25 protein-coding genes, 1 pseudogene and 1 other annotated feature are annotated in these 25487 nt (G+C 35.5%); of the genes and pseudogenes, 3 read left to right on the forward strand and 23 right to left on the reverse strand.

All coding sequences use genetic code 11. From position 1 onward, the window contains the following. Positions 1-24 precede the first annotated feature (24 nt). The 10 genes from pheA to ACQRDX_RS01580 all read right to left on the reverse strand — a co-directional run bounded on the left by pheA (position 25) and on the right by ACQRDX_RS01580 (position 9205). Positions 25-849: a prephenate dehydratase gene (gene pheA, locus ACQRDX_RS01535; protein WP_427893792.1), complete on the reverse strand. Its 825-nt coding sequence runs from the start codon at positions 847-849 to the stop codon at positions 25-27. Further along, entirely contained in the window at positions 846-1322 is a 477-nt protein-coding gene (locus tag ACQRDX_RS01540; RefSeq protein ID WP_427893794.1) for a shikimate kinase, read from the reverse strand. Before ACQRDX_RS01540 ends, pheA begins: the two co-directional genes overlap by 4 nt. Continuing rightward, complete coding sequence (gene aroA, locus ACQRDX_RS01545; protein ID WP_427893796.1) at positions 1315-2598, reverse strand: 3-phosphoshikimate 1-carboxyvinyltransferase; 1284 nt, start codon at positions 2596-2598, stop codon at positions 1315-1317. The genes ACQRDX_RS01540 and aroA overlap by 8 nt, the downstream gene beginning before the upstream one ends. 150 nt (positions 2599-2748) lie before the next feature. Beyond that, positions 2749-3090 carry a YlbF/YmcA family competence regulator gene (locus ACQRDX_RS01550; RefSeq protein WP_427893798.1) on the reverse strand — a complete coding sequence of 114 codons (342 nt, stop codon included), beginning with the start codon at positions 3088-3090 and terminating at the stop codon, positions 2749-2751. A 12-nt stretch (positions 3091-3102) separates the two neighbouring features. Continuing rightward, positions 3103-4206: a prephenate dehydrogenase gene (locus ACQRDX_RS01555; RefSeq protein ID WP_427893800.1), complete on the reverse strand. Its 1104-nt coding sequence runs from the start codon at positions 4204-4206 to the stop codon at positions 3103-3105. Between the two features lie 48 nt (positions 4207-4254). Next, entirely contained in the window at positions 4255-5421 is a 1167-nt protein-coding gene (gene aroC / locus ACQRDX_RS01560; RefSeq protein WP_354367056.1) for a chorismate synthase, read from the reverse strand. After that, a complete protein-coding gene (gene aroB / locus ACQRDX_RS01565) occupies positions 5422-6489 on the reverse strand; it encodes a 3-dehydroquinate synthase (protein WP_354367078.1) in 1068 nt (355 codons plus the stop codon). It lies immediately after the preceding gene. A 19-nt stretch (positions 6490-6508) separates the two neighbouring features. After that, positions 6509-7378: a shikimate dehydrogenase gene (locus ACQRDX_RS01570; RefSeq protein WP_427893803.1), complete on the reverse strand. Its 870-nt coding sequence runs from the start codon at positions 7376-7378 to the stop codon at positions 6509-6511. Continuing rightward, the gene (gene aroD, locus ACQRDX_RS01575; RefSeq protein WP_427893805.1) at positions 7368-8045 is read right to left on the reverse strand and encodes a type I 3-dehydroquinate dehydratase; all 678 of its coding nucleotides are present in this window, start codon (positions 8043-8045) and stop codon (positions 7368-7370) included. Before aroD ends, ACQRDX_RS01570 begins: the two co-directional genes overlap by 11 nt. Next, positions 8042-9205: a class I SAM-dependent rRNA methyltransferase gene (locus ACQRDX_RS01580; RefSeq protein ID WP_427893807.1), complete on the reverse strand. Its 1164-nt coding sequence runs from the start codon at positions 9203-9205 to the stop codon at positions 8042-8044. Before ACQRDX_RS01580 ends, aroD begins: the two co-directional genes overlap by 4 nt. Positions 9206-9372: 167 nt before the next feature. Here ACQRDX_RS01580 and ACQRDX_RS01585 point away from each other — a divergent pair, with 167 nt between their 5' ends. Continuing rightward, on the forward strand, positions 9373-11508 hold the full coding sequence (locus ACQRDX_RS01585; protein WP_427893944.1) for an LTA synthase family protein: 2136 nt from the start codon (positions 9373-9375) through the stop codon (positions 11506-11508). Positions 11509-11731: 223 nt separating this feature from the next. On the opposite strand, the gene rplT is transcribed toward ACQRDX_RS01585, so the two are convergent. The 5 genes from rplT to ACQRDX_RS01610 all read right to left on the reverse strand — a co-directional run bounded on the left by rplT (position 11732) and on the right by ACQRDX_RS01610 (position 14418). Continuing rightward, positions 11732-12091 carry a 50S ribosomal protein L20 gene (gene rplT / locus ACQRDX_RS01590; protein ID WP_003003310.1) on the reverse strand — a complete coding sequence of 120 codons (360 nt, stop codon included), beginning with the start codon at positions 12089-12091 and terminating at the stop codon, positions 11732-11734. A 59-nt stretch (positions 12092-12150) separates the two neighbouring features. After that, positions 12151-12351, reverse strand: a complete 201-nt coding sequence (gene rpmI / locus ACQRDX_RS01595) for a 50S ribosomal protein L35 (protein WP_354367048.1) — start codon at positions 12349-12351, stop codon at positions 12151-12153. 40 nt (positions 12352-12391) lie between these two features. After that, positions 12392-12922, reverse strand: a complete 531-nt coding sequence (gene infC, locus ACQRDX_RS01600; RefSeq protein ID WP_427893810.1) for a translation initiation factor IF-3 — start codon at positions 12920-12922, stop codon at positions 12392-12394. A 14-nt stretch (positions 12923-12936) separates the two neighbouring features. Continuing rightward, positions 12937-13061: a sequence feature (ribosomal protein L20 leader region), on the reverse strand. Positions 13062-13084: 23 nt separating this feature from the next. Then, a complete protein-coding gene (gene cmk, locus ACQRDX_RS01605; protein WP_427893812.1) occupies positions 13085-13765 on the reverse strand; it encodes a (d)CMP kinase in 681 nt (226 codons plus the stop codon). A gap of 20 nt (positions 13766-13785) precedes the next feature. Then, positions 13786-14418, reverse strand: coding sequence for an SAG1386/EF1546 family surface-associated protein (locus tag ACQRDX_RS01610; RefSeq protein WP_427893814.1), 633 nt, complete (start codon positions 14416-14418; stop codon positions 13786-13788). A 45-nt stretch (positions 14419-14463) separates the two neighbouring features. On the opposite strand from ACQRDX_RS01610, the gene ACQRDX_RS01615 reads away from it, so the two are divergent. Continuing rightward, positions 14464-14658: a ferredoxin gene (locus tag ACQRDX_RS01615; RefSeq protein ID WP_354367043.1), complete on the forward strand. Its 195-nt coding sequence runs from the start codon at positions 14464-14466 to the stop codon at positions 14656-14658. A 6-nt stretch (positions 14659-14664) separates the two neighbouring features. On the opposite strand, the gene ACQRDX_RS01620 is transcribed toward ACQRDX_RS01615, so the two are convergent. The 5 genes from ACQRDX_RS01620 to ACQRDX_RS01640 form a co-directional block, all read right to left on the reverse strand. Further along, positions 14665-15132 carry an EbsA family protein gene (locus ACQRDX_RS01620; RefSeq protein WP_354367042.1) on the reverse strand — a complete coding sequence of 156 codons (468 nt, stop codon included), beginning with the start codon at positions 15130-15132 and terminating at the stop codon, positions 14665-14667. A gap of 54 nt (positions 15133-15186) precedes the next feature. Then, complete coding sequence (gene pepT / locus ACQRDX_RS01625; RefSeq protein ID WP_427893817.1) at positions 15187-16410, reverse strand: peptidase T; 1224 nt, start codon at positions 16408-16410, stop codon at positions 15187-15189. A gap of 192 nt (positions 16411-16602) precedes the next feature. Continuing rightward, positions 16603-16854 carry a CHAP domain-containing protein gene (locus ACQRDX_RS01630; RefSeq protein WP_427893946.1) on the reverse strand — a complete coding sequence of 84 codons (252 nt, stop codon included), beginning with the start codon at positions 16852-16854 and terminating at the stop codon, positions 16603-16605. Positions 16855-16881: 27 nt separating this feature from the next. Next, entirely contained in the window at positions 16882-17427 is a 546-nt protein-coding gene (locus ACQRDX_RS01635) for a GBS Bsp-like repeat-containing protein (RefSeq protein WP_427893819.1), read from the reverse strand. A 352-nt stretch (positions 17428-17779) separates the two neighbouring features. Next, positions 17780-18625 (reverse strand): CHAP domain-containing protein, encoded by an 846-nt coding sequence (locus tag ACQRDX_RS01640; RefSeq protein WP_427893821.1) that lies wholly within the window; start codon positions 18623-18625, stop codon positions 17780-17782. Positions 18626-18923: 298 nt separating this feature from the next. Here ACQRDX_RS01640 and ACQRDX_RS01645 point away from each other — a divergent pair. Continuing rightward, positions 18924-19708 (forward strand): annotated as a pseudogene (locus ACQRDX_RS01645) (transposase); the annotation flags it as partial. Between the two features lie 43 nt (positions 19709-19751). On the opposite strand, the gene ACQRDX_RS01650 reads toward ACQRDX_RS01645, so the two are convergent. The 3 genes from ACQRDX_RS01650 to ACQRDX_RS01660 all read right to left on the reverse strand — a co-directional run bounded on the left by ACQRDX_RS01650 (position 19752) and on the right by ACQRDX_RS01660 (position 25483). Continuing rightward, on the reverse strand, positions 19752-21164 hold the full coding sequence (locus tag ACQRDX_RS01650) for an HlyD family secretion protein (RefSeq protein WP_427893824.1): 1413 nt from the start codon (positions 21162-21164) through the stop codon (positions 19752-19754). Positions 21165-21227: 63 nt separating this feature from the next. Continuing rightward, positions 21228-22985: a hypothetical protein gene (locus ACQRDX_RS01655; RefSeq protein WP_427893826.1), complete on the reverse strand. Its 1758-nt coding sequence runs from the start codon at positions 22983-22985 to the stop codon at positions 21228-21230. An 8-nt stretch (positions 22986-22993) separates the two neighbouring features. Beyond that, a complete protein-coding gene (locus tag ACQRDX_RS01660; protein ID WP_427893828.1) occupies positions 22994-25483 on the reverse strand; it encodes an LTA synthase family protein in 2490 nt (829 codons plus the stop codon). Positions 25484-25487 lie beyond the last annotated feature (4 nt).

The following is a 25487-nucleotide window of genomic DNA, read 5'->3' on the forward strand; positions in this document are numbered from 1 at the left end:
ACGTTTCATTCTAATATTCGATAATTATAATTGAAAAACGGGATAATCACCTAAAATTTTATAGGAAATTCCGATTACAGCTAACTCCTCTAGAGCAAAGTCAACCAACTGATTGTTTTCATTATCTAAATCGACAATAAAGAAATATTCCCCTAGAGTTGTCTTTAAAGGGCGACTCTCAATTTTTGTTAAATCAATTCCTCGCCAAGCAAACGTAGATAGAGCCTTATAAAGTGCACCAGGTAAATTATCTGGAAGAGTTAAAGCTAAAGAAAGTTTATGATCTATTTTTTTTAGTTGAATCTCAGGCTTTTGCTCTCCCAAAACCCAAAATCTCGTAAAGTTTTCTTCCATCTCCTGAATATCATTTGCAATAATAGTCAAACCATATTCTTTAGCTGCAGCTTCTGGAGCGATTGCTGCAAAAGCTTCCTTAGGATGTTCCGAAACATATCGAGCAGCATAGGCCGTACTAGCTGTGATTTCAATCTTTGCATCTGGATAGTGCTTTGTGATGTACTTTTTCCCTTGAGCAATGGCTTGAGGATGAGAAAATATTTTTTCAATATGCTCTCCATCATTTTTAACCATTAATTGTTGCTTAATATGCTGAATAATTTCAACCACCGCATGAATTTTAGCTTGATGAAATAAATAATCCAAAGTTTCATGAACAGATCCCTCAATAGAGTTTTCAACTGGAACAATGGCATAGGTCACCTGATGACTTTCATAAGCCTTAATCACTTCAGTAATGTTCGAAAATGGGATTAACTCTTCTTTTGGAAAAGTTTTTAAAGCAACATTGTGTGTAAAAGAGCCACTTGGACCCAAATAGGCTATCTTCATCCAATTTCCTCTACAATTTCAGCAGGTGTTTTTCCAGATACAAGAATAACTCGGCTAGCAGCTTCTTCATACAAGGCTTGACGACGGTCAAATAAAGCTTGAAAAGCCTCTTTAGTATTGTTAACAAAAAGCGGTCGAATATTCTTTGTATCTGCTTGAATACGCTGGCGCACTGTTTCTAAATCTGCTTTTAGATAAATGGTATCCGCATTAGCAGCTAACAAGCGACGATTATGCTCACTTTCAACAACTCCACCGCCAGTTGACACAACTTGATTGGTTTTCAAAAGCTCTTCTAATACTTCCGATTCAATCTTTCTAAAAGCTGCTTCTCCTTCTTTTGCAAAAAAATCTGCAATCGGCATCCCAATACGTTTAGTGATGATAGCATCCATATCAACATAATTAGGGTCTAATAACTGAGCAATTGTGGTTTTTCCTGCCCCCATAAATCCGATTAAAATTTTAGCCATTGAGCAATGCCTCCATATGATCAAAGAACATCGGGTAGCTTGTGTTAATCGCCTCCGCACGTTCAAGAACAACATCTCCATCTTTAACCAACAGACCAGCAATAGCAGCCATCATCCCAATACGGTGATCTCCATAAGTATTGATTGTTGCACCATGAAGGGCTGTTCTTCCCTCAATAATCATGCCATCCTCAGTAGGTGTAATATTTGCTCCCATAGCGTTCAAGGCATCTGCAACTACTTGGATACGGTCTGTTTCCTTAACTTTTAACTCTTCTGCATCACGGATAACAGTTGTTCCCTTAGCTTGAGTAGCCAATAGTGTGATAATGGGTAACTCATCAATGAGGCGAGGAATAATATCACCTGCAATTTCAGTCCCAACTAGATCAGAAGTTTCAACCGTAATTGTCGCTGATTTTGCAACCTCATCAACTTGCGAAAGTGTGATGTTACCATTCATGCTCTTAATCACATCAATGATACCTGTACGAGTTTCATTAATCCCAACATTTTCCAAAACAACTTTAGAATTTGGAACAATAAGTCCCGCCACTAACCAAAAGGCTGCTGAGGAAATATCTCCAGGAACAGTGACATCTTGTCCCACAAATTCTTGTCCCCCTGAAATACGAATTTCTTTATCATTGACAGAAATCTCTCCACCAAACTGAACAATCATGTCTTCAGTATGATTACGCGTTTTTTCTTTTTCAATGATAATACTCTCTCCCTCAGCTTGTAGCGCTGCAAAAATCAAGGCTGACTTCACTTGAGCAGAAGCAACAGGTAGATGGTAGTGAATTGGTTTTAGGGTTTTACTTCCACGAATCTGCAAAGGAGGTAAATCACGTTCGGTTTGCCCTGAGATTGTTGCTCCCATCTGAGATAAAGGGATAGTCACTCGATCCATTGGACGTTTGGATAAACTATCATCTCCAAACATCTTTGCTTCAAAATCTTGTCCCGCTAAAACACCTGAAATCAAGCGAATAGACGTTCCTGAATTTCCCATGTCTAAGGCATTTTTAGGAGCTTTTAAACCGTCAAACCCAACTCCATGAACCTTGACAATCTCACCATCATCCTCAATTATTACGCCTAAATCACGAAAGACTTGCATGGTTGAAAGGACATCCTCACCACGTAGAATATCACGAACAGTCGTCACACCTTTAGCTAGACTACCAAACATGATTGATCTATGGCTAATGGATTTATCTCCAGGAACACGAATTGTTCCTTTCAATTGTCTTGCATTCGTCTTTAACTTCATCTCATACACTCCAAAATCTATAATTATAACTATTCTATCATAAAACAAGGCATTTTTTCTTAATTTCTCTTGTTTTTTAGTATTTTATAAAGAATTTTTTTAGGTTTACAATAAAAGGAGTTGAGACCTATTATCCAACTCCTTTCTCTCTTATTTAACAAGTTCTTGCAATGGAGCAAATACAATTTTTTCAATATCTGCTATGTAAATGGACAAGCGTTGTTGTTGATCAAAATAATTTTTCAAAATTGAATTAGCTTCAATTTTTTGTCCCAACTCCATCATGGCTGTCTGATCTTCTTGGCTAGGCATTTGTCCTGTTTGCATTAACCCTTGCATTTTTTCTTGCATGGCTACAAAGTCTGACCACAAGCTTTGAGCAGCTGAATCAGCTTCAATTTGTTGTTTCGCTTCTTCTACCGCCTTATATTCTGGTAATAGACGGATAGCACGTTCTAATTCATTTGCTAAATCATAGACATTCGTTGACATACTATTTCTCCTTTAAATTGTTACACGATAAGACGTGTTTTCTGTAATCACTTTTTGTGCATGTTTCAAATCTTTTTCATTCTTAAATGAAATTTGAAGTATGCCGTGGATGTCTTCTCTATTCTCTTCATTGATATGAACATTAACCAGAGAAGTTCCCCTCAAGAGTTCTAGAATATGCAAAATGACATCTTCTTCATCTGGAACATCAACAAAAAGGTCATAAGAGCTATCAACTCCCCCACGTTTATGGATTTCCATTTCTTTTCTAGTTTTTCGACCATGATCAAAAAATGACCATATTCCTTCTTCGTCACCTTTTTCAATTAATGACGCCACTTTATCTAAGCGTTCTTTAAAATCCTCAATACGGTCAAGCACAGCAGCCTTATTAGTCAACAAAATGCTTGTCCACATGCTTGGTTCACTCTCTGCAATCCGTGTCATATCACGAAAGCCCCCTGCAGCAAAGTGATTGGTCATTTCATGGAGTTTTGCATAATCACCTGCCTGCTCCATCAAACTCGAAGCAATGATATGGGGAAAATGACTAATTTGACTAGTCACATTATCATGCTCTTTAGGATCAATCTCTACAAAACGCGCTTGCAACCCAGACAAAACCTCTTTTAAGTTAGCAATAGTATCAGGTTGTGTCATTTCTGAAGGGGTAAAAATATAATAAGCATTTTCAAAAAGGGTGACATCTGAGGCTATTACACCTGATTTATGACTACCCGCCATGGGGTGACTTCCCACAAATTGAACAGGACGCCCTTTCAGATAGTGATCGGCTGCTGTAACGATGTCAAGCTTAGTTGATCCAGCATCTGTAATGATAACATTTGATTTTAAATCTAGCTCGGCTAACATTTTAATAAAAGCAATCGTCTGTTTGATAGGGACCGCTAAAATAATCACATCAGCCCTGGGAGCAAATGAAGCAAAATCATCCGTCGCCTCATCAATAATCCCTCGCTCTAGTGCAATATCACGAGACTCACTGGAGCGATTATAGCCAAGGATTTTATAATTTGGGTGAGCTCGCTTTATCCCTAAAGCCATCGAACCACCAATCAAACCTAAGCCTGCTATATAAATAATTTTTTCTTCCATTTTTACTCCAATTAGCTCATTCAACACTTAATATTAAACTTTTATACACTAGAACCCTTTAACATAAGCATTGTGACGCGCTACTGCATCTTTTAACTCTTCAAGATTATCTGATGAAAACTTATCCAAAATCTCTGTCGCCAAGACTGTTGCTACAACATTCTCCATCACTACACCTGCTGCTGGAACAGCCGTTGGATCAGAACGTTCTACGCTCGCTTTATACGGCTCATGTGTCTCAATATCTACACTCATCAGAGGCTTGTAAAGAGTTGGAATAGGCTTCATCACGCCTCTCACAACAATGGGTTGACCATTCGTCATGCCGCCTTCAAAACCACCTAAATTATTAGAAGTACGTGTATAACCTGTTTCTTCAGACCAAACAATCTCATCCATGACCTCAGATCCTGGACGGTAACCCGCTTTAAATCCTACACCAAATTCAACACCTTTAAAAGCATTGATAGACACAACACCTTGGGCTAACTTGGCATCTAATTTACGATCCCATTGCACATAAGAGCCTAAACCAACAGGAACACCACCAACAACCGTCTCAATGACACCACCAATGGTGTTACCTTCTTTTTTGATACGATCAATATAATCCTTAATTTCCTGTTCACGTTCTTGATTAACAATAGAAACTTCCGATTTTCTGGCCAATGCTTTGATCTCAGAAACAGTTAGATTATCTGGAACGTCAATTTCAATGCCACCAAAAACAACAACATGGCTAGCAACTTCCATTCCAAGCTCTTCTAACAAACGCTTAGCCACTGCCCCTACTGCGACACGCATAGTGGTTTCGCGCGCACTAGAGCGCTCTAAGCTATTTCTAAGGTCTGAAAATCGGTATTTCATCCCCCCAACAAGATCTGCGTGCCCCGGGCGAGGTTTCGTTAACTTACGAATAGATTTTTTCTTTTCTTCAATATCTGCTGCTGACATAATCTCTGTCCAATTTTTAAAGTCACGGTTTGTGACATTTAGCGTAATCGGACTGCCCATTGTTAAACCATGACGAACACCGGATGTGATTTCGACTTGATCTGACTCAATCTTCATACGTCCACCACGTCCGTAACCACCTTGGCGACGTTTTAGTTCAGCATTGATATACTCAGCTGTTAGAGGAAGACCTGCTGGCACCCCTTCAATAATAGCGGTCAAACGAGGACCATGTGATTCACCTGCTGTAAAATATCTCATTTATTTCTCCAAATATTCTCTCATTTCTTCAAGTGGAATTTGGTTAATGGCTGCTTGACCAAGTTCTGGAACAATGACCGTCTTAATTGATTTTCCACGTGCTTTTTTATCATGCGTCAAAGCCTGATATAATTTCTCCCTATCCCACGGCTCATAATCTGTTGGCAAGCCAAACTTAGCACACATTTGGGTAATCTCATCCGTTATCCCTACTGGCATCAAGCCCTTTTTCTCTGCAACACGGGATATCTGAACCATACCAATGGCAACTGCTTCACCATGCATGACTTTACCATAACCTGCTGTTGTTTCAATTGCATGACCAATCGTATGCCCGAAGTTGAGGTAAAGACGCGTACCATTGTCTAATTCATCTTCTACTACAACCTTGCGCTTCACTTGACAGGAATGATAAATGATACTCTCAGCATGTTCCAAGATTCCTTCAATAGAGCCATCCATACTTTGTAACTCTTCCCAGAGTTCTAAATCATCAATTAATCCATATTTGACAACTTCGCCCATTCCTTCGATGAGTTCTCTTTTTCCAAGAGTATTTAAAGTATTTGGATCAATTAAAACCCCATCAGGCTGAGTAAAAGTTCCCACTGAATTTTTTGCATTAGGAGTGTTAACACCTGTTTTACCACCAATAGAACTGTCCACTTGTGCTGTCAAACTAGTAGGAATTTGTAAAAAATGAATCCCTCGCATATAGGTTGATGCGACAAAACCAGCTAAGTCTCCAACAACACCTCCACCAAGTGCCACAATCCCATCACTACGAGTCATACCATTTTTAAACAAAAAATCATAAGCTTTGTTGACTGTGGTTAGATTTTTCTGTGCCTCACCTTCTAAAAAGTCAAAGACAGCTACTTCAAATCCTGCATCTTCAAAACTTAGCTTTACTTTTTCAGCATATAAACTACCTACATGATTATCCGTAATAATAACGACCTTTTGAGGTTTCCATAACTGTGCTGCCCACTGACCTGACTTTGCCAAGGAACCACGTTCTACAATAATATCATAAGGATTATGAGGAAGATCAACTCTTACTTTCATCATAGTACTTCCTTCCTTTTTAATTTCTTTTATATTGTTCTTCTAAAGCTGCCCAAATTTTGTCTGTTGGCATTTCTTGTCCAGTCCATAATTCAAAGGCTGCGGTCGCTTGAAATAATAACATTCCTAACCCATTGATAGTTTGACGCCCTTGGGACTTCGCTAAGGCTAAGAAAGGTGTTTCAAAGGGTTGGTAAATGACATCTGCAACCAAAAGATTTGTGTGAAATTGCATCTCTTCTGACACTACCATTGATTGACCATCCATACCGACACTTGTCGCATTGACTAAAAGATCTGAAGCATCTGCTTTTTCTTGAATCAAAGCTTGCTCTTCAATCGGTAAAACCTCAATCGTAACACCTGTTTTATCAGTAAAAAGTTTGGCACGCTCACGAGTTTCATCCAAAAACTGACTTTGGTTGAAAATGGTTATCTTTTGAGCACCGTTAAGAGCGGCTTGAGCAATGATAGCAGTCGCTGCACCACCACCTCCAAGAATGGTCATCACTTTTCCCTCAACAGAAAAATCTGCAAATGTCGCTAAACTCTTAAAAAATCCAAGCCCATCTGTATTATAGCCATAAAGTTTTCCTTCACGATTAACAACTGTATTAACCGCTCCAATAAGCTCAGCCGCATCCGTCAATTCATCCAGATAAGGAATGACAGCTTGCTTGTAGGGCATTGAAATATTAACCCCAAACATATCATAACGTTTGACATTAGCTATCGTGACTTCTAGCTCCTCTTCCGGAATATCCCAAGCAACATAAACACCATTAACACCGGTTTCGTCAAAAGCTGTGTTATGGATAAAAGGTGAGATAGAATGTTTAATCGGTCTTGCAACAACCGCAGCTAATCGCGTATGTCCATCAATTTTCATCTAAAATCTCCTTAATTTTTTTCATATTAGAAAGAGAAATTTGCCCTGGAGCAGATGCCTCATCTAGGCTGGCAAATGTCCAATCACTGCCCGTCAAAGTTCCCGACATCCGAGTTAGTTGACCTAATTTCCCCATAGACATGGTGACATAGGTTTGTTCAGGATTCAATGTCTTAAAGCCACGTGTATAATTCATAAGGTCCAGAACATCTTGCTCATTTTTAGGCATCACAGCAATTTTAACCACACGAGGGCTAACTGCAGTCAGCTCTGAAAAAACTTCCATTAAATTTTCTGGTGTTTCAACAAAATTATGATATGACAAAATTAGATTTGGAAACTCCAACATCTTATCAAAGACATTACGGTAAGAAAAATATTCAAAATCAATATATTCTGGCTGATATAGGGCATTAATATCCTTTATGATGGAAATGTATTCGTCATCTGACAAAATAATATTTCCACCTTCCTTATTGGTACGCAAAGTAAAAATAATTTCAAAACCAACAAATTTTTCAAAAATAGCTGGTGCAACATGTAAAATATCATCTTTTGATAACACATCTGCCCGCCATTCAATAATATCTACACCATCGAATTTTGTGACATCAATCTGGTTAGCCTCATCTAAACTTCTAGGCATTACCGGTACTACTATTCTCATACATCAACCTTAATCGTAAATACTTTTAAATAATTACTACTTTCATCATTTTTATTATAGGTGAAATCAGCTGGCAACTGATTTAAAGAGTGATATCGGTGTTTGGTCTGACCAAATCCTTTATCCAATTGTTTTTTAAATTGTTCGACAGTCATATTTGAAGCGTTTGTAGAAGCAATAATCGTCCCTTTAGGCGATAAAATTTCCACTGCCTGCGCAATTAACTTATGGTAATCTTTCACTACCGAGAATGTCTGCTTTTTGTTACGAGCAAAACTAGGAGGATCGATAACAATCATATCAAAACACAACCCTTTTCGCTTTGCGTACTTAAAATATTCAAAAACATCCATCACAACAAATTGGTGCTGATCAGTAGATAGCCCATTGGCTAAAAAATGAGCTTCAGAAAGTTCTCGTGATCGTTTAGCCAAATCAACTGAAGTTGTTTTAGTAGCTCCCCCCATGGCTGCTGCTACTGAAAAAGCTGCTGTATAAGAGAACATATTGAGAACTGACTGAGACTGTGCTAAACCGTCCACTAAACTAGCTCTCACATCATGTTGATCAAGAAAGATCCCTGTCATCAGCCCATCATTAAGAAAAACACTATAAGCTACACCATTTTCTAAAACCGTAAAAGTTTGCGGACTTTCTTGTCCAAAAAGATGGGCAGACTCATAATCTAATCCCTTAAAACGAATTTTCTCATAGGCTCCACTGACTTCTGGAAAAATATTTTGAAAAGCTTTACAGATTATCTCTCGCAATTGATAAACATAAGGGTTGTACCAAGAAAATAGAGCATAATCGTTATATAAATCAATACTTATACCACCAAAATCATCTCCATCCTGGTTAAAGACACGATAGGCAGTTGTTAAATCTGAATGACTATAGCTTTTTCGCTTTTCTTTGGCCCGACGAAATAACTCCTCAAAGTAGGCTTGATTTAAATCAACTTTATTTTTATTAATAAACCAGCCCACTCCTTTATTTTGCTTAGAAAGATAAGCTGAACCTAAAAGATGTCCTTTTTCAGAATACAGTGCGACTACTTCATTGTCGAAAGAAAGATTTGGATAACATTTACCATCTAATAGCTGAATGCCTGATTTCAGGGTTCTTTCAGCCAAATGACCTACAACAAGTTTTTTCATATTTTCTATTATACCATAATATTATCAGACTTTTCATAGCAAATTAACTCTTCTATCCACTCCTCACTATATTTTTATGTTATAATCATAGACGAGATTTTAATTTAGGAAATTTTCTAAAAGGACGTTACTCAGTGAAAAAGATAATAAACCATTTTTATCAAATTATGAGCACTCGATTTGGCTTCATACTATCGCTCTTATTCTTTTATTGGCTAAAAAGTATGTGGGCTTATAATATTGATTTTAACTTAGACCTTGATAATGTTTATCAACTATTTTTGACCATTATCAACCCCATCCCTCTTAGTTTACTATTTTTAGGACTGGCTTTATATGTAAAAAATACTAAAGTATTTTATATTTTAAGCTTCTTCTTATACGCTCTCCTAAATATACTGTTAATCGCAAATGCACTTTATTACAGAGAGTTTTCTGATTTTATTACGATTACGGCTGCCCTAGCTTCAAGTAAAGTTTCAGCTGGTTTAGGAGATTCTGCTATTAATCTACTTAGACCTTGGGATTTAATCTATATCCTAGATGTTATTATTCTCATTTACTTGTATAATCGAAAAAAAGTAACCTTTGATACTAAACCTGTTAATAAACGAGCAAGTTTTGCCGTTACTGCTTTGTCTGCGTTACTTTTTTCAATCAATCTGTTCTTGGCAGAAATTGATCGCCCAGAGTTACTAAGCAGAGGTTTTTCAAATACTTATGTTGTACGAGCACTTGGGCTACCTGCATTTCTAGGATATGATGGTAACCAAACTTACAAAACACATAAGGTTCGTTCCGAAGCTGATCCTTCTGAAATAGAACCTGTTAAAGAATATGTTGCTAGCCATTATGCTAGTCCTAACTCTGACTACTTTGGCATTGGAAAAGGGAAAAATGTCATTGTTATTCACCTAGAAAGCTTCCAACAATTTCTAATTGATTATAAGCTCAAAGTAGATGAAAAAGAGTATGAAGTTACCCCCTTTATCAACTCTCTCTATCATTCTAATGAGACATTTTCTTTCTCAAACTTTTTCCATCAAGTAAAAGCTGGCAAGACATCCGATGCTGAGACCCTAATGGAAACATCACTTTTTGGATTGAATCAAGGCTCATTTTTTGTTCAATATGGTGCCCAAAACACTCAACAAGCTGCACCATTTATTTTATCTGAAACCGGTGGATACACTAGTGCAGTTTTCCATGGAAACAGTGGTTCATTTTGGAATCGAAACAATACTTATAAAAAATTTGGCTATAATTATTTCTTTGATCAGTCTTATATGTCAACCTTAACCAAAGAAAATTCTTTCCAATATGGGCTAAATGATAAGGTTATGTTTGCAGATTCTATTAAATACCTCGAACATCTACAACAACCTTTTTATACAAAATTCATTACAGTATCTAATCATTATCCTTATCAAAACCTTTCAGGAGATGATGTTGGATTCCCATTAGCACAAACAAATGATGAAACCATCAACGGTTATTTTGCTACTGCTAACTACCTTGATAGCTCTCTTAAGGCTTTCTTTGATTATCTAAAATCTAGTGGATTGTACGAGAATTCTATTATTGTGATGTATGGAGATCACTATGGGATTTCCAATTCTCGCAATACTGCTTTAGCAGAGTTACTAGGAAAAGATCCTGAAACTTGGACAGACTATGATAATGTGATGCTCCAACGAGTTCCATATATGATTCATGTCCCTGGGATGACAAAAGGATTTGTTAGTAACACTTTTGGAGGAGAAATTGATGCCCTCCCTACTCTTGAGCATGTCTTAGGAATTGACTCGAAAAACTTTATTCAATTAGGACAAGATTTACTATCTCCTGATAATAGCCAAATAGTTGCCTTCAGAACATCAGGAAACTATGTTACACCAAAATACACTGTTTACAGTGGTCGTGTTTATAATACTGAAACAGGAGTTGAAATCACCAACCCTGATGAAACAACTTCTGCTGAACTACAAACCTACAAAGAAGCTGCTGCTAAACAACTTTCTATCAGTGATGAAATACAGACTGGAGACCTCCTTAGATTTTATACAGAGAGTGGCTTAGGGATATTAGATTCAAGTAAAATTTCTTATTCTGACTCCCTAAAAGCCCTCAAACAAATAGAAAAGGAAAAAGGAGATCAATCAACTAGTCTTTATAGTCAAAATGGTAATAAGTCAACACAAAACTTATTCAAAGCACCGAGTTATCTAGAATTACATAAAAATGATTCAGAAGTTAGCTCCAGCTCTACATCTGAATCATCTAGCACTAATAATCAAGAGTAAAACTATCTCTAACTAAAAAAAGTCGTTCTTAACTTAAAAAGAACGACTTTTTTAGTTGGCTTTATTCAGCACGTTTCAATCCACCTGTTTTACTTCTTCAATCTAACAAGAACTATAATAAATGTTATAAAGGTCATCTACATGTCAAAAAGAAAAAGCAACAGTGTTAAAAACCATTGCTTTTTTTAGTCCAGACGTTTTATTCTAAACTCTATTTAATTCATTACTTAGCTAATTTAGCCTTAGCAGCATCTGCAAGAGCTGTGAAAGCTGCAGCGTCGTTAACTGCTAAATCAGCAAGCATTTTACGGTTTACTTCAATTTCAGCTAATTTCAAACCGTGCATCAATTGTGAGTATGACAAACCGTTCATACGAGCAGCCGCATTGATACGAGTGATCCACAATTTACGGAAATCACGTTTTTTCTGACGACGATCGCGGTATGCATAGTAGTATGAGTTCATTACTTGTTCTTTCGCTGTGCGGAACAAGATATGCTTAGCTCCATAATAACCTTTTGCAAGTTTTAGAATACGTTTACGACGTTTGCGTGATACAACGCCACCTTTAACACGTGCCATTTATATTTTCCTCCAAATAATTCTGTTCTAATAATCTACATATCAATCCAACTGACTTCTTAACGAAGACGAGTAAGCATTGATTTAATACGTTTGAAATCTCCTGCACTTACCATTGAAGCTTTGCGAAGATGACGACGTTGTTTCTTAGTTTTACCGTGGAAACGGTGTGAAGTATAAGCGCGGAAGCGTTTCAATCCACCTGAACCTGTACGTTTGAAACGTTTAGCTGATGCGCGGTGTGTTTTTTGTTTTGGCATGTTAATTTTCTCCTCTTAAATAATAGTTAACAATTGACAATTATTTTTTGTCAAGAATTGGTGCAAGTTGCATAAACATTTGACGGCCATCCATCTTAGCGCGTTGCTCAATAATCGCAATATCTTGCGTTGCTTCAGCAAAATCTGCCAAGACCTTTGCTCCAATTTCTTTATGAGTAATCATACGGCCCTTAAAGCGAATAGACACTTTTACTTTATTTCCTTTTTCAAGGAACTTACGACCGTTACGAAGCTTTGTCTCAAAGTCTCCTTTATCAATAACAGGACTTAGACGAACTTCTTTAACTGTTACAACACTTTGCTTTTTGCGTTGTTCTTTTTGTTTTTTCTGATACTCGAACTTGAACTTACCATAGTCCATGATTTTCGCAACGGGTGGCTTAGCCTGTGGTTGAATCAAAACCAAATCGACATTCGCATCATCTGCAAGTGCTTGAGCTTCAGCCAACGGTTTAATCCCTAATTGTTCACCTTCAAGACCAATCAGACGAACTTCACGAACGCGAATCTCGTCGTTAATGAACAAATCTTTCTTAGCTATGTTCTTCACCTCTTCATTTTTTTAGAGAAAAACGAAAGCGGACCTGATAAATCAAGCCCGCACACATAATATTCCCAAAGGAATCTTGACATGTTGGGCCAGACAACCTTAGTCGCAAGGCGAGAAGTTCTCACTTCTGCTTTTCTCATTAAGAATATTCTACCAAACATCTTAATGCATGTCAATGATTTTTTTAGCTTTTTCTGAAATAAATTCCACCACACCCTCAATACTGATACCTGTTGTATCAAAAACAATGGCATCATCAGCTGCTTTTAAGGGAGAAACCTTACGATGACTATCTTTATAATCTCGTTCAGCGATTTCCTTTTTCAATGATTCTAAGTCTGTTGTAATCCCTTTTTCTAAATTTTCTTTATAGCGACGTTCTGCTCGCTCATCCACTGAAGCTACCAAGAAAATTTTCAATTCCGCATCGGGTAAAACAACGGTCCCAATATCACGTCCATCCATTATAATAGCACCATCTTTAGCAATCAGCCGCTGTTGTTCAACTAATTTTTCGCGAACTTCAGAGATGGCAGCTACCCAAGAGACATTGTTTGTCACATCATTATCACGAATAATGTCCGTCACGTCTGTATCTCCTACAAAAACTTTCTGTAAACCTGTAGTGGATCGTTGGAAAGAAATAGGATTTTTATCTAATTGAGATAAAATACTTGGTGTATCTTTTTCTGTTAAATGATTTTTTAAAGCTAAATATGTTGCTGAACGGTACATTGCTCCAGTATCTAAATAAGTATAGCCAAGATTGTTTGCAATAATCTTGGCTACTGTACTTTTTCCACTAGAGGCAGGACCGTCAATTGCAATTCTAATTTGTTTCATGACTACCTCAAACTTTATCTTTAGTTGACATTGACCACATCACCTGGATTAGCATACCATGTTCCACCAGGTCCTGTCATCATATTAGGGTTTAGAGCATAAAGTTGCTCTAAAGAAATACCTGCTCGTGCGGCAATTGAAGCAGCACCTTCACCAGCATTAACAGAAATTGTTGCGCCCGTTGAGTTTGTAGATGGAGCTGCATAGGCTTCAGTTGTCTGATCTGCATACGGATCAACATATTCTTCTGAGGAAGATTCTACAACTGTTTCTGTGGAACTCGATGAAGTGCTTGATGAGGCACTTGATGATTTTTTCTTCTTCTTCTTGCTACTTGTACTAGATTCCACTGAACTTTCTTCTGTTGTAGTAGATTCTTCTGTTGTTGAGCTTGCAGCCTCACTAGAAGATGAACTTGCAGCAACTGACGAGGTAGATGCGCCATAAAATCCATCAGTTGCATCCTTACTTCCACCACCGTTAGAAGTATATAAAACCACTATAAAAATAGCTAAAACAATAGCAAAAAATATCCCCAACAAAGCTGTTAGAACAGGAGTACTAATTACTTTTGAATTTTTAGACTTCTTTGTTTTATCCTCTGCTACTTCTGCCTCTTCGTAAAGTTCTTCTTCCCATGGTTCTTTTGCCATGATTTCCCCCTTGTTAAAAATAAAATTTAATATTAAAATGATACTATGAAAGTAACAATTATTCCAGAAAAATGTATCGCATGTGGACTATGTCAAACTTATTCAGATAATTTTGATTATTATGACAACGGCATTGTCAAGTTTGTAAATTCAGATGACCTGCAACTAGAACTTCCAGATAAAGATTCCACTGTCTTGGCTGTCAAAAACTGTCCAACAAAAGCACTGATTTCTCATTAGTGCTTTTTATTTTTGATAATGATCAAAATAATCTAGCTTAATAAAATTATCTAGTAGTTCCACCTCACCTATAAATTTCGGATGAACAGCTAAAGCATCTAAAAAATATTTTTTAGGCCACTTCCTCATATAAAATATTTTACCTTTCGGATACTTATCTGTAATAAACATTAAACTGTGCTTTGTAACTTCTATTTTTTTAATAGATGCTATCATTATCCTCGAAGGTGTAAAAATACTAAGTGAAACAACCTTCACTTCCTCATCTTCAATAATGAAGTAACGATGAAATCCGATACCCGCTAAAATGACAAATATAGCAAATAGTATAAACAATTGGTACGGAATTTTCGTACGCTCATATAATAAAGATAGGCCTAAAAATATGGGTGTAATCGCAATAGACCAATAGACAATCATCCAAGAAAGCTCTGGTTGCCAATGATAACGGATTTTACCAAAAATTTTTATCACAGGTATAACCTCCATTAACCTCTATTCTATCATATTTATTGTGTTTTAAAAAGGTTAATCTTTAAAAGTTGAAATGCCAATAATAACCTCTACTGCTTTTTCCATAATCTCTAAGCTAACAAATTCAAAGCGACCATGCATATTTTCTCCCCCAGCAAAGATATTTGGTGTCGGAATCCCCATAAAAGAAATTTTAGATCCATCAGTACCACCTCGGATTGGCTCAATAATCGGTTTGATATCTAAGTCTTCCATAACATTTTTTGCGATTTCTACACAAACCATATTATGCTCGATTACCTTTTTCATATTATAGTACTGATCTTCCATCGTTAAAAGCACTCTATCTTGGTCAAACTGATTATTAAAATATTTAGCTATTCTAGCTAATTCAGATTTTTTAAATAAAAAGTCATCTTCCTCAAAATCTCTTATAATGTAGCTAGAATGTGCTTCCTCAACGGTCCCTTCAATAGCTAGTAGATGGTAAAAACCTTGACTCCCCTCTGTCTTTTCAGGTCGCTCACTTTCAGGAAGTAAGTTATGAAAATCCACAGCTAGTTGAAGAGCATTGATCATTTGATTTTTAGCCGTTCCTGGATGAACATTACGTCCTTTAAAGATAATGTCTGCCCCTGCTGCATTAAAAGTTTCATACTGTAACTCTCCAAGTGGACCACCATCAACTGTGTAGGCAAAGTCAACATCAAAATCTTTAACATCGAACTTATTCGCACCAACACCAATTTCTTCGTCTGGACCAAATCCAACTCTAATTTCACCATGTTGAATTTGAGGATTCTGAATTAAATAGTCCATTGCCGTTAGAATTTCTGCAATCCCTGATTTGTCATCTGCACCAAGTAAAGTTGTTCCATCTGTGGTAATTAAAGTTTGTCCCATATAATTTTTGAGATTAGGAAAATCTTTTGGATCCAAACGATAATCAGATGTCCCTAAATTAATAATTCCACCATCATAATCTGTAACCACTTGGGGATTAACACCTTCAGCATTAAAGTCAGCTGTATCTATATGAGCTATAAAACCAATTTTATGTTTAAACTGTGTACTATTAGCCGGAAGAGTTCCTACAATATAGCCATTACTTTCTAAATAATGAACATTTTGTAATCCTATAGCTTCCATTTCTGGTTTTAAAACATTTAAAGCAAAATCAACTTGACTTTGGGTAGTTGGGGTAGTATCTGACGTTTCATCACTACGTGTGTTAACCTTCACATAGGTTAAAAAACGCTCAAGTAATTTTTCTTTCATCGCACTCTCCTTTCGTTCCTATCTATTTTAAGCTATATTTAGACTTTAGTCAAAAAGAAAATAAGACTATTTTCCTTCTTTTAACAGAAAATGTAGAAATCACTCATCTATACCAGTGATCAACTAAAAATTTTCTCCACCATAAGAAAAAGAAGGTCATCTAACCTTCTTACATTTTAAATAAATAATTTATCAACTATATTTTGGACGAGCGAAACCACGAATATTTCCGAGTCCTACTTGATAAGTTTTATTTCTTACTTGTTTGTCACTGTTACCCTCAATAGAATAAATCATACCATCTACTACATTCGATACAATACCAATATGATCAGCAAATCCATCATTTCCTTGATAATTTTGATCCCAGTTAAATGTAATAATACCTCCAACTTTAGGAATCATTGTTCCATCTTCATTCCAAATGTTTAATTTCTTAAAAATCTGATTATAACGATCAACACCACACTCTCAACCAATCAAATGGCTTAAACCAGAACGTTGAAACATTACTGTGGTAAAAATATCACACCAGTCATCATCATAGGTTGCTGTATAACCAACAGACCTTGGGATTACAGAGTTATAGTCATCAATAATTTTTCTATGCTCAGCATCACCACTTTTTACACCTAGCAAACTCGCAGCCATATCGATGATAGATTTCGCTTGTCCAGTAACTGTTTTTGAAATTGCTGGATTATCTGCAATTAAATTGTACTGACCTAAGTTAAATCCTTTTGTAGAGCCATCTTGATAATCAATATAGGTATGAATTGTGTAGTTTCCATCAATATACTTATGATTAGCTGTATCAACAGTAATATGAACTTGACCATTTTTGAGGTCAGCTGCAGTGTACCATTTTAAGTTAGATTGATTACTTTCAGACCAAGCTACAACACGAACATGTTTAACCGATGAAGCTTCTGCACCCGCATCTACGACAACTGTCACTTTACCATTTTCTTTCTGGTAATCACTTGTGCTGACTTTGACCATAGATGTTGTCGCCATGTTCTCTTTTGGTTTTGGTGTGGGAACCGTATAAGCTGTCACCGGCGTAGAAGAAAGACTGCTTGTTTGAGAAACACTGGTTAAACTCGCTGTTTCAGAAGAGGCTGTGCTTGAAGTCCTTCGGAGCTAGCATTAGAGGAAAGATCTTACTCATCTCACTACTTTCTTGCTGCGTTACGATCCTAGTCTTCTACCTGGGCTTGAATACCTCCTGCAAAAGCTAAAACTATGGGAATGATCAGAAAAGCTTTACTGGCTAAATGCTTTTTTCCGTATCCTTTCACTAATTCCTCTCCTAATAAAAAATTTTCAAGCACTGTAACACTAATATCAAGGACAAAATAATGATTTTCTAATTTATTTGACCATAACTTATTAGTTTATCTCCACTAACTTGACCAATAGCGACATATCGTTTAGCGCCACTATAAGAAGTATAACTTGCCCATCGGTAACCATCAGCCTCCACTACTCCATTAAAATTAAAACTCATACCAGATGTGTACGTTGCTACGATATTACCAGATAAGCTTGGTTTATCACGAACATTTAATTTTGCAACGCCAACAGTAAACTTTCCTTGCTGTGCTACTGTGCTGACTGAAGAAGTTTGGGAACTAGGGGCAACAGGTACTGAAGATGTAACAACAGTTCCTGTCGTTGACTTGTAGGGAAGTCGAATCCATCCTATAATCGCATGTTGACTCAAATTTCTTGTTAAAAATCTAGCTGGTCCTCCCACTGAAAGTGCATTAGCATTCCCATCAACGTTTTGCTCAACCGTTCTAAAAGACTGACCTATGGCATCTTGAATCACCACACCAGTATGTCCATATGGATGCCCATATAGGCGTGTTGTATCCGATACATAAATATCTCCTGCCTTAGGTGTCTGACCCGATGAGGTATAAATAACAGTCAATCCTTGACTCTTAGCAGAGTTTAATAAATCAATAGCATTACCTCTTAATGGCTTACCGAAATATTTACTACTAATCCAATTGACTAAATCAACGCACTGCATACCATAGAGTCCATCAATATCAACTCCTACGCCTCTATTTGCTAAATCAGAGGCAAATGATACAACCTGACTGACAGATTGATCTGAATAATTTGGAGTATACGCCAAAACATTTTGGCTAGCAGAACCTAGAATAAGTACCGTGGAAAATAAAATTGATTTTTTAAATTTCATAAAACCTTCCTTTCATCTGATTTATTCGGAAAGGAAGCAAAAGGATTAATTTTTTTATAAAATATGTAAAAAATTACCTATCCTATTTAAAGAAGCATAAGATTATAAATACCTTTGATTTTAGAAAGATGAAAACTTATAAACGAATTCTGATTATCTTGGACATCAAAAAACTGGCTCAATAATATCTGTAGTGGGTAACTCCCTTTCAGATATTGTAGGGCGTTTTAACTATATGAAAAAAGTCCCATATGACTTATAATGAATAGCGCTCAAATAACTCATTAGAAAGACTCATATGGAACTTCTAAAGAATACCACAGATTTAATCGGATTGAAAGATAAAAACATTAAACTCCTTCTCGTTTTACAGCTTCAAACCCACATCGAGATACGGACGAAGTTAGACTATCAAGCCCCTGACTGTCCTCATTGTAAAGGGAAAAGAATGAAGTACGACTTTCAGAAAGCATCAACTATTCCTATCCTTGATATCCAAAGTACGCCCACCCTTCTTAAGCTTAAAAAACGCCACTTTCAGTGCAAGGCTTATCGCAAAGTCTTGGTGGCTGAGACCTCACTCATTCAAAAAAACTGGCAGATTTCCAGATCCAGCTGGGCTAAAATCACACAGCTCCACACAAAGAGAATGACTAACTCAGCTATCGCAAAAAAACTTCATATCTCTCTCTCTGCCGTTCAAAGAAAACTCACATTCATCGCTCAAGACTTGGAAACAGAAAAGATTGTCACCATCCTTGAAAACAACACCCAAGCAACCATCACCTAGAGATGTTAGAGAGCAGGTTAAAGTGGTTACTATGGATATGTTTAGCTCCTACTACAAATTGACCGACCCCTTCGCTCTTCAATTTCTAAGCTCAGACTGTTTCACTACCAAACGCAAAAATCGTCCTTGATCACTTTCACATCATCCAGCACTTGAGTCGTACCATGATGACCACTAGAATCACCATCATGAAAAGCTTTAACAAGAAGTCGCTACCTTATCGGGCTATGAAAAATCATTTCTCTTTAAAATATAAAAGAGATAAAAAAGAGAGAATCAATCTGATTCTCTCTCTTGCTTAGTTATAGGTCACCTACTACAATTGACAATGAGCCTCTAATTATCAATTGTATTTCCCGAAATATAAGAAATCGTATTTTCTGGAAGATGTATAGGGTTAAAGAACCAAACTGTTTCTGATTCTGAAAAACGTGTCACAAAAGATGATTTAAATCTATTGTTAGTAATGGTGACCGGCCCCACATCTGAAGAATGTTGCCCAATAGTCCCGCTATAGGCAATAATTCTACCTGTACTATCCTTATATGGTAAAAACTCATTGTTGTCAACAACAATATTACTGCTTAGATATTTTATAGCATTATGTGTATCATAGTCAGGATCAATCCTCTTAATCAAACCTGCATCCCAGACAGCTGCGTTATCGCTATTATCAAATTGGATAACCTCTGAGTAGTAAGCATGCTGATCAGCCCCTTCAGGGATTTTTGTTTCATTAGCCAAATCTGGTGCATATCCAATAAATTTATTATTATTAAAAGATGCATTTTGAACACCTCCCAAATCAAAGATATGACTTCCTGATTTATGAACTAATGTAAAAGAATTATTGTAAACTGACCAATTATTACCATGATTAGCCATTAACATAAAATGATCACCGTTAACCAAATCTTTTGCTTCTATATTTAAATCGTGCATTGAAAAATTACTTACCCCATCAATAGCTTGTGTGCCAGTTGCTAAACCAAACCAATACATGGTTCCATCTATAATTAACTTTGCACCATTTCCTCTCAGCTCAATATTCGATGTCAAAAGAATATAATCTTTATCTGGCGTAGCAGTCCCAATATTAAATGATCCCTCTGGAAAATCTAAAATAGTATAGTTATTATTTTTAGCCTCCTCCATACTTTTCTGTAGAATTTTCAAGTTGTCTGTTGGACTATTACTTGATTCTAAGGGGACCTTATAGATAGTTGCCAAATCATTATCTGTGATATTTGTTACAGGACCGACATTTTTAAAGTTAGCTTCATATGAGATCTCTCCCATTGAATCTGAACTTTTAACAGTAATTGAAGTAATCTCACCTTCTCCATTTATCCCCGTCGAAGGATTCAATTCAATAATCTGACCTAAATTGTATTTCGAAGATACTTGTTTTAAATTATTTTCCTCAACGTTAATCGAGGGCAGATTCTTTGAAAAAAGCACCTTATAGATAAAACCTTTCTCCGTTTCTTTGATAGTTTCAATAGTACCAATTAGGGTCCCATAATTCTCAAAGTCAGAAGAACCGGTTTCTCTAAGCATCACCTGAGTACCTTTTTTAAATTTTGATTTTAAATTATCTGTGGTAGATGTTCTATTTTGTTGATTTTCTTGGATTAAAAGTAGCTGGTAACACCCTAATAACGATCCTAGAACAAAGAACATGACAATCAAATTCATAAATTCTCTTTTTCGACGACGTCTGTGTTTTGCCTTTAGATCACGTGACAAATTTTACCCCTCTCTACAGTTATTTTCATCAACACTAATGACTCCTGATAAAAAAATTCATTATCACTTTCGTCCATGTTTATTATTATAGCTAGACTTTTTATAATTTTTGAATAATGTATATATAAATATTATCACAAATGATAAAAATTCTATCAGATAACCGATTTTTTGGATGATCGTTTTTTTGTATAAAATCATAATATGCCCACTAGAACTTACTTCCAATGAAGCTCTGCCATCATATAAAACTTTCTGCGACAAATTCGGTTTCTTCACTTTGTTGGATTCGTCCAACTCCTCGTCTGTTTTGCTCTTATACAAAAGACTCGGTTGACTTCCTGAAGCTCCTTTTGAATAAAAAGCAGTATAACCTTTATACCATATTCTTGGAAGAACAATAATCTGATCCTCTGCATTAGTGTGTAATGATATGTCAAATTCAAGTCGATTATACCCATATGTAACATTTGATATTGAGACCTTATTTGAATCAAATTCAAATTGTTTAATAGTACCATTTCTAATATTATCGTGATCAACATCAATAGTTAGATATTCATCTCCTGATGTATCGTAGGTATAGTCTACTGAGTTACGATAAGATTCAAGTGCATCTTCATTTGTATTTTTCATGATTTTTTTTGCACTATCGGAATACCCTCTATCAGAATAAGGTACATCATAACTCCTAAATGTCATAGGGAACATATATACATAAGCCGATAATTGAAGAACAGTCGTTAGGATAACTAATTGCTTCGGAGCTGTTTTTGCTATAGCAAAAATGACAAAAACAGGTAAGAGATAGATTAATCTTTCCGTATACTGAAAGACAGAAAGAAAAGTTTCTCTCAATATGTGCCATGGTAATAGATTAGATGAAAATATGAACATTACAAGTGTTGCTAAAATTAATTGTCTAGAAAATACATCTAACTTTTTAAAAATGACTATTGATAAAAATATAAACAAAAATACAATTGGCCAATAATAATTTGTTACTATCGAATATAAGTCACCTGGAGACATGAGTGCATTCGATGGAAAAGGATAGTTTCGCAATTTCCAGCTAACAAAAAATGTTTGTGAAGTACTTTGTTCTAGATATTGAAAAATAAATCCACTTGATAAAAATATAGCTAAGATTATTGAAATAATAAAGGATTTTACTTTTTTCAATGTTAGCCTATTGAAATTAAGCAAAACTAGTATTAAAGAAAAGATGGCCAATACCAAAGTGGATATAATATGTGTCTGAATGAGTAAAGCAATTGTTACAGCAAGTAATACAGGACTGTAGCGATCTTCGAAAATAACCTTATAGATAGAATAAAGTAATAAAGGAATCAATGGTACAACAGCTGTCATACCAAAACCAAAATAAGTTACAGAACAAGATATGGCAATTGCCCCTAAGAGTGCTCTTAATTTATCTTTGGTTATTTTTTCCAGGACATAATTGGTAGCACATACAGTAAAAAAGATGGATTGCCAAACAAATATGTCAAAACTAAGAGTCGCAGTTTCTGTATGGATAAATACCAAAGCTGGTAGATAAAGCATCCAATTCCCATAAAACATCGCAACACCGTAACCCGAACCATTCAAGAACATATAGTTCAAATTAGGTAAAAAATCATGATTTACTAAAGACTGTGCTAAACCAACAATTCTAGCTAGATGAAAAGGATAATCGTATATAATGCTTGAAACATTTATAGAGACATGCGAAATAAGTACAAATATAATGGAATAAATCAATAAATAGATATAATTATTGAGATAGAATTTTTGTGAACTTCTGGATTTTTTTTTCATATTCCTCCCTATTTTTTGAATTCAAAAAACTGTTGATACTCTCCTAAATAATCCTTTCCACTTGTAATATCATACTGTACTAACTTCAAGTCGTTAGCAATTTCATCACCTTCTTCTGTTAACTTTGTTTTATCCACACTTGCATTTTCTAGAACATCTGTCAACAGAGCATAATATGGAGATACCTTAGAATTAGTATGAGCCAGAACAGCAGCAGGAAAATCACTTGAATTTAACTTATCATATTCTTTCTTTTGATTATCTTTATTACTCCAAATAAAATAATCTGTTAGGTACTTGCTCTCTGGATCTTCTGTGAACGTAGATTCAGGATAAAACCCTGGAAGATGGTCACCATAAAAAACTACTGTAATTTTTTTATCCATTTTTGATAGCTGATCTAAAAACTCTTTAGTTCTAATATCCGTTTCTTTCAAAAGTCGAATATAATTGGATAAGCTTTCATTTTCTTCCGCGGTAAACTCTTCACCCTCACCTACAATACTAGCTGGTTCGGACATAGACCATGGAACATGATTCTGATAAGTAATAACTGAAAAGAATTGACTCTTATCTGTATCCAATTTATCTAAAACATTTTGATATGTTGATTGATCACTTGGAAATCCACCATACTTTTCATTTATTGTTGGCTTAACAGCATTTTTATCATCTGCAATAAAGCTACCAAATCCCAAACGGTTATAAACATCCGCACGAGAATATAGAGTGGTCTCGCCCAAATGAACAACATATCTATTGTCAGGTGAAAAACTATCACTTATCGATGGTAAAATAGACATTTTAGGAATAGCTTCTACATTATAAATAGCTATTGAAGGGGACAAATTATAAAAAGGTAATCCTAATAAAGTCTGAATTTCTATATTAGCGGTACCACCTCCATAAGCATCAGATTTCATAAGGCCACTTGTCGTTTGTGACTTAATTTGATCAATGTTTTTTAAAACATTTTCCGAAAGGGTTACCCCTTTTAATCGTCTAGGGTCAGATAAGCTTTCACTTAGTATAAAAATAACAGTCTCGTCTTCGATATTCTGAGTTCTACTCTCATTAATTTCACTAGCACGTTTTTGATATTTCTTAACTAACTTATCAATTGCCTCCTTGCTATAATTATCAGGTTTCAGCATAATCGGCTTAGTTAGCTGTTTCATCCACACATGCATGAGCGATTGATAACGAGCGCTTGTTGCATGACCTGTAAATGAAATATTTCGACTATTTAATCTTGAAAAGACTGGGATATTATTAAAAGTCTGTCCCCTTCCTTGCAAAGCATATAATGTAATAATACCACTAAAAAGAGACAATATTGACAAAGTCAAAACAATCCTCTTTTTGATAGAGCTAAATATTTTTCCTTTCAAATATTTATTTCGTAAATAAAAATAAATAAAAATCAATAAAACAATCAGTACAATGGAAAAAACTAAAAGTTTAATATTGACATAACCAAATATCAAATCCAATTGAGTAAGCATAGAAAAATCTGTAATCAAGAGAGGTTCGCTTCTCATCTTAAATTTAACACTATTTGCAATTGTTACAGCTAATCCTGAAAAAATAATAAAGATACTTGATAACCAGTAACGATTGATAACAAAGTAGACAATCATGTAAACAGCAGTCAATATAGCAATTTGAAATAATGTTGCTCCTGCAAAAATATATTCTCCTAAAAAATCAGCATCAGCTTTTATACCATATTGAATAGAATAGTTAAAAATTAACGCGAACAAGAAACTGCTAACAATAGCTAAAGACAAAGTTGACTTATTTCTTCGAATTCCATCAATTGCATTCCAAAACGTATAAGTTACTAATGTTACAGTAAAAATGATAAGTGGAAGTTTATATGATACTGTTTCTAGATAGGATTGCAGATTTCCTCCATTAGACAACGCCAAGTATTGCTTCAAATTAGCTAAAAGCTTACTATCTTGAATGACAATCAAAGATACCAATAAAGCCAGACTGAGATGGGACTCACTATAGTCATATAACATCTCGTCTATTTCTTCAACTATTTTTGATTTTGTTGAAAGCCATTGAATAATATATGATAAACAAAGAATGACACCTATTAACCACCAGCTATCTAATTCAAAAAATTTATTTTTTGAGAAATCTAATAGATCAAATTCCTTATTATTAATATTTTGTGTAGCAAGTAGAAAATAAGATACCAACAAGTATAAAATATAAGAAATGCCTAATTTCGAAAAAAATGATTTGCTAATATCATAAGATGTGTAGACTGAAAATATTAGGATAGCAATAATTAATCCAATCCTTATAATTAAATGGTAATTTAAAATACTTTGACTAGCCGAGTGGTAATCAACCAAATACTCACTGATAAAATATGTACCAATTACCAAGGTTGCGGTTATTAAAATAAAAATATGAAGTATTTCTTTTAAGTTGATGTCTTCAGACAGATTAGTCTTTATTTTTTTTAATTGCTCCATCATAATA

The sequence above is a fragment of the Streptococcus sp. SGI.013 genome (genome assembly GCF_050315295.1).
Classification (GTDB): domain Bacteria; phylum Bacillota; class Bacilli; order Lactobacillales; family Streptococcaceae; genus Streptococcus; species Streptococcus porcorum.

Bases quoted from the DNA above. Each gene is read 5' to 3' on its own strand.
- pepT (WP_427893817.1), bottom strand. From the start codon at position 16,410: ATGAAAGAAAAATTACTTGAGCGTTTTTTAACCTATGTGAAGGTTAAC.
- ACQRDX_RS01540 (WP_427893794.1), bottom strand. From the start codon at position 1,322: ATGGCTAAAATTTTAATCGGATTTATGGGGGCAGGAAAAACCACAATT.
- ACQRDX_RS01585 (WP_427893944.1), top strand. From the start codon at position 9,373: ATGAGCACTCGATTTGGCTTCATACTATCGCTCTTATTCTTTTATTGG.
- ACQRDX_RS01555 (WP_427893800.1), bottom strand. From the start codon at position 4,206: ATGGAAGAAAAAATTATTTATATAGCAGGCTTAGGTTTGATTGGTGGT.
- ACQRDX_RS01580 (WP_427893807.1), bottom strand. From the start codon at position 9,205: ATGAAAAAACTTGTTGTAGGTCATTTGGCTGAAAGAACCCTGAAATCA.
- ACQRDX_RS01635 (WP_427893819.1), bottom strand. From the start codon at position 17,427: ATGGCGACAACATCTATGGTCAAAGTCAGCACAAGTGATTACCAGAAA.
- ACQRDX_RS01615 (WP_354367043.1), top strand. From the start codon at position 14,464: ATGAAAGTAACAATTATTCCAGAAAAATGTATCGCATGTGGACTATGT.
- cmk (WP_427893812.1), bottom strand. From the start codon at position 13,765: ATGAAACAAATTAGAATTGCAATTGACGGTCCTGCCTCTAGTGGAAAA.
- ACQRDX_RS01550 (WP_427893798.1), bottom strand. From the start codon at position 3,090: ATGTCAACGAATGTCTATGATTTAGCAAATGAATTAGAACGTGCTATC.
- aroC (WP_354367056.1), bottom strand. From the start codon at position 5,421: ATGAGATATTTTACAGCAGGTGAATCACATGGTCCTCGTTTGACCGCT.
- ACQRDX_RS01655 (WP_427893826.1), bottom strand. From the start codon at position 22,985: ATGAAAAAAAAATCCAGAAGTTCACAAAAATTCTATCTCAATAATTAT.
- aroA (WP_427893796.1), bottom strand. From the start codon at position 2,598: ATGAAGTTAAAGACGAATGCAAGACAATTGAAAGGAACAATTCGTGTT.
- aroD (WP_427893805.1), bottom strand. From the start codon at position 8,045: ATGAGAATAGTAGTACCGGTAATGCCTAGAAGTTTAGATGAGGCTAAC.
- ACQRDX_RS01570 (WP_427893803.1), bottom strand. From the start codon at position 7,378: ATGAAAATTGATGGACATACGCGATTAGCTGCGGTTGTTGCAAGACCG.
- rplT (WP_003003310.1), bottom strand. From the start codon at position 12,091: ATGGCACGTGTTAAAGGTGGCGTTGTATCACGCAAACGTCGTAAACGT.
- pheA (WP_427893792.1), bottom strand. From the start codon at position 849: ATGAAGATAGCCTATTTGGGTCCAAGTGGCTCTTTTACACACAATGTT.
- ACQRDX_RS01660 (WP_427893828.1), bottom strand. From the start codon at position 25,483: ATGATGGAGCAATTAAAAAAAATAAAGACTAATCTGTCTGAAGACATC.
- ACQRDX_RS01640 (WP_427893821.1), bottom strand. From the start codon at position 18,625: ATGAAATTTAAAAAATCAATTTTATTTTCCACGGTACTTATTCTAGGT.
- aroB (WP_354367078.1), bottom strand. From the start codon at position 6,489: ATGAAAGTAAGAGTTGATCTTCCTCATAATCCTTATGATATTATTGTA.
- rpmI (WP_354367048.1), bottom strand. From the start codon at position 12,351: ATGCCAAAACAAAAAACACACCGCGCATCAGCTAAACGTTTCAAACGT.
- ACQRDX_RS01610 (WP_427893814.1), bottom strand. From the start codon at position 14,418: ATGGCAAAAGAACCATGGGAAGAAGAACTTTACGAAGAGGCAGAAGTA.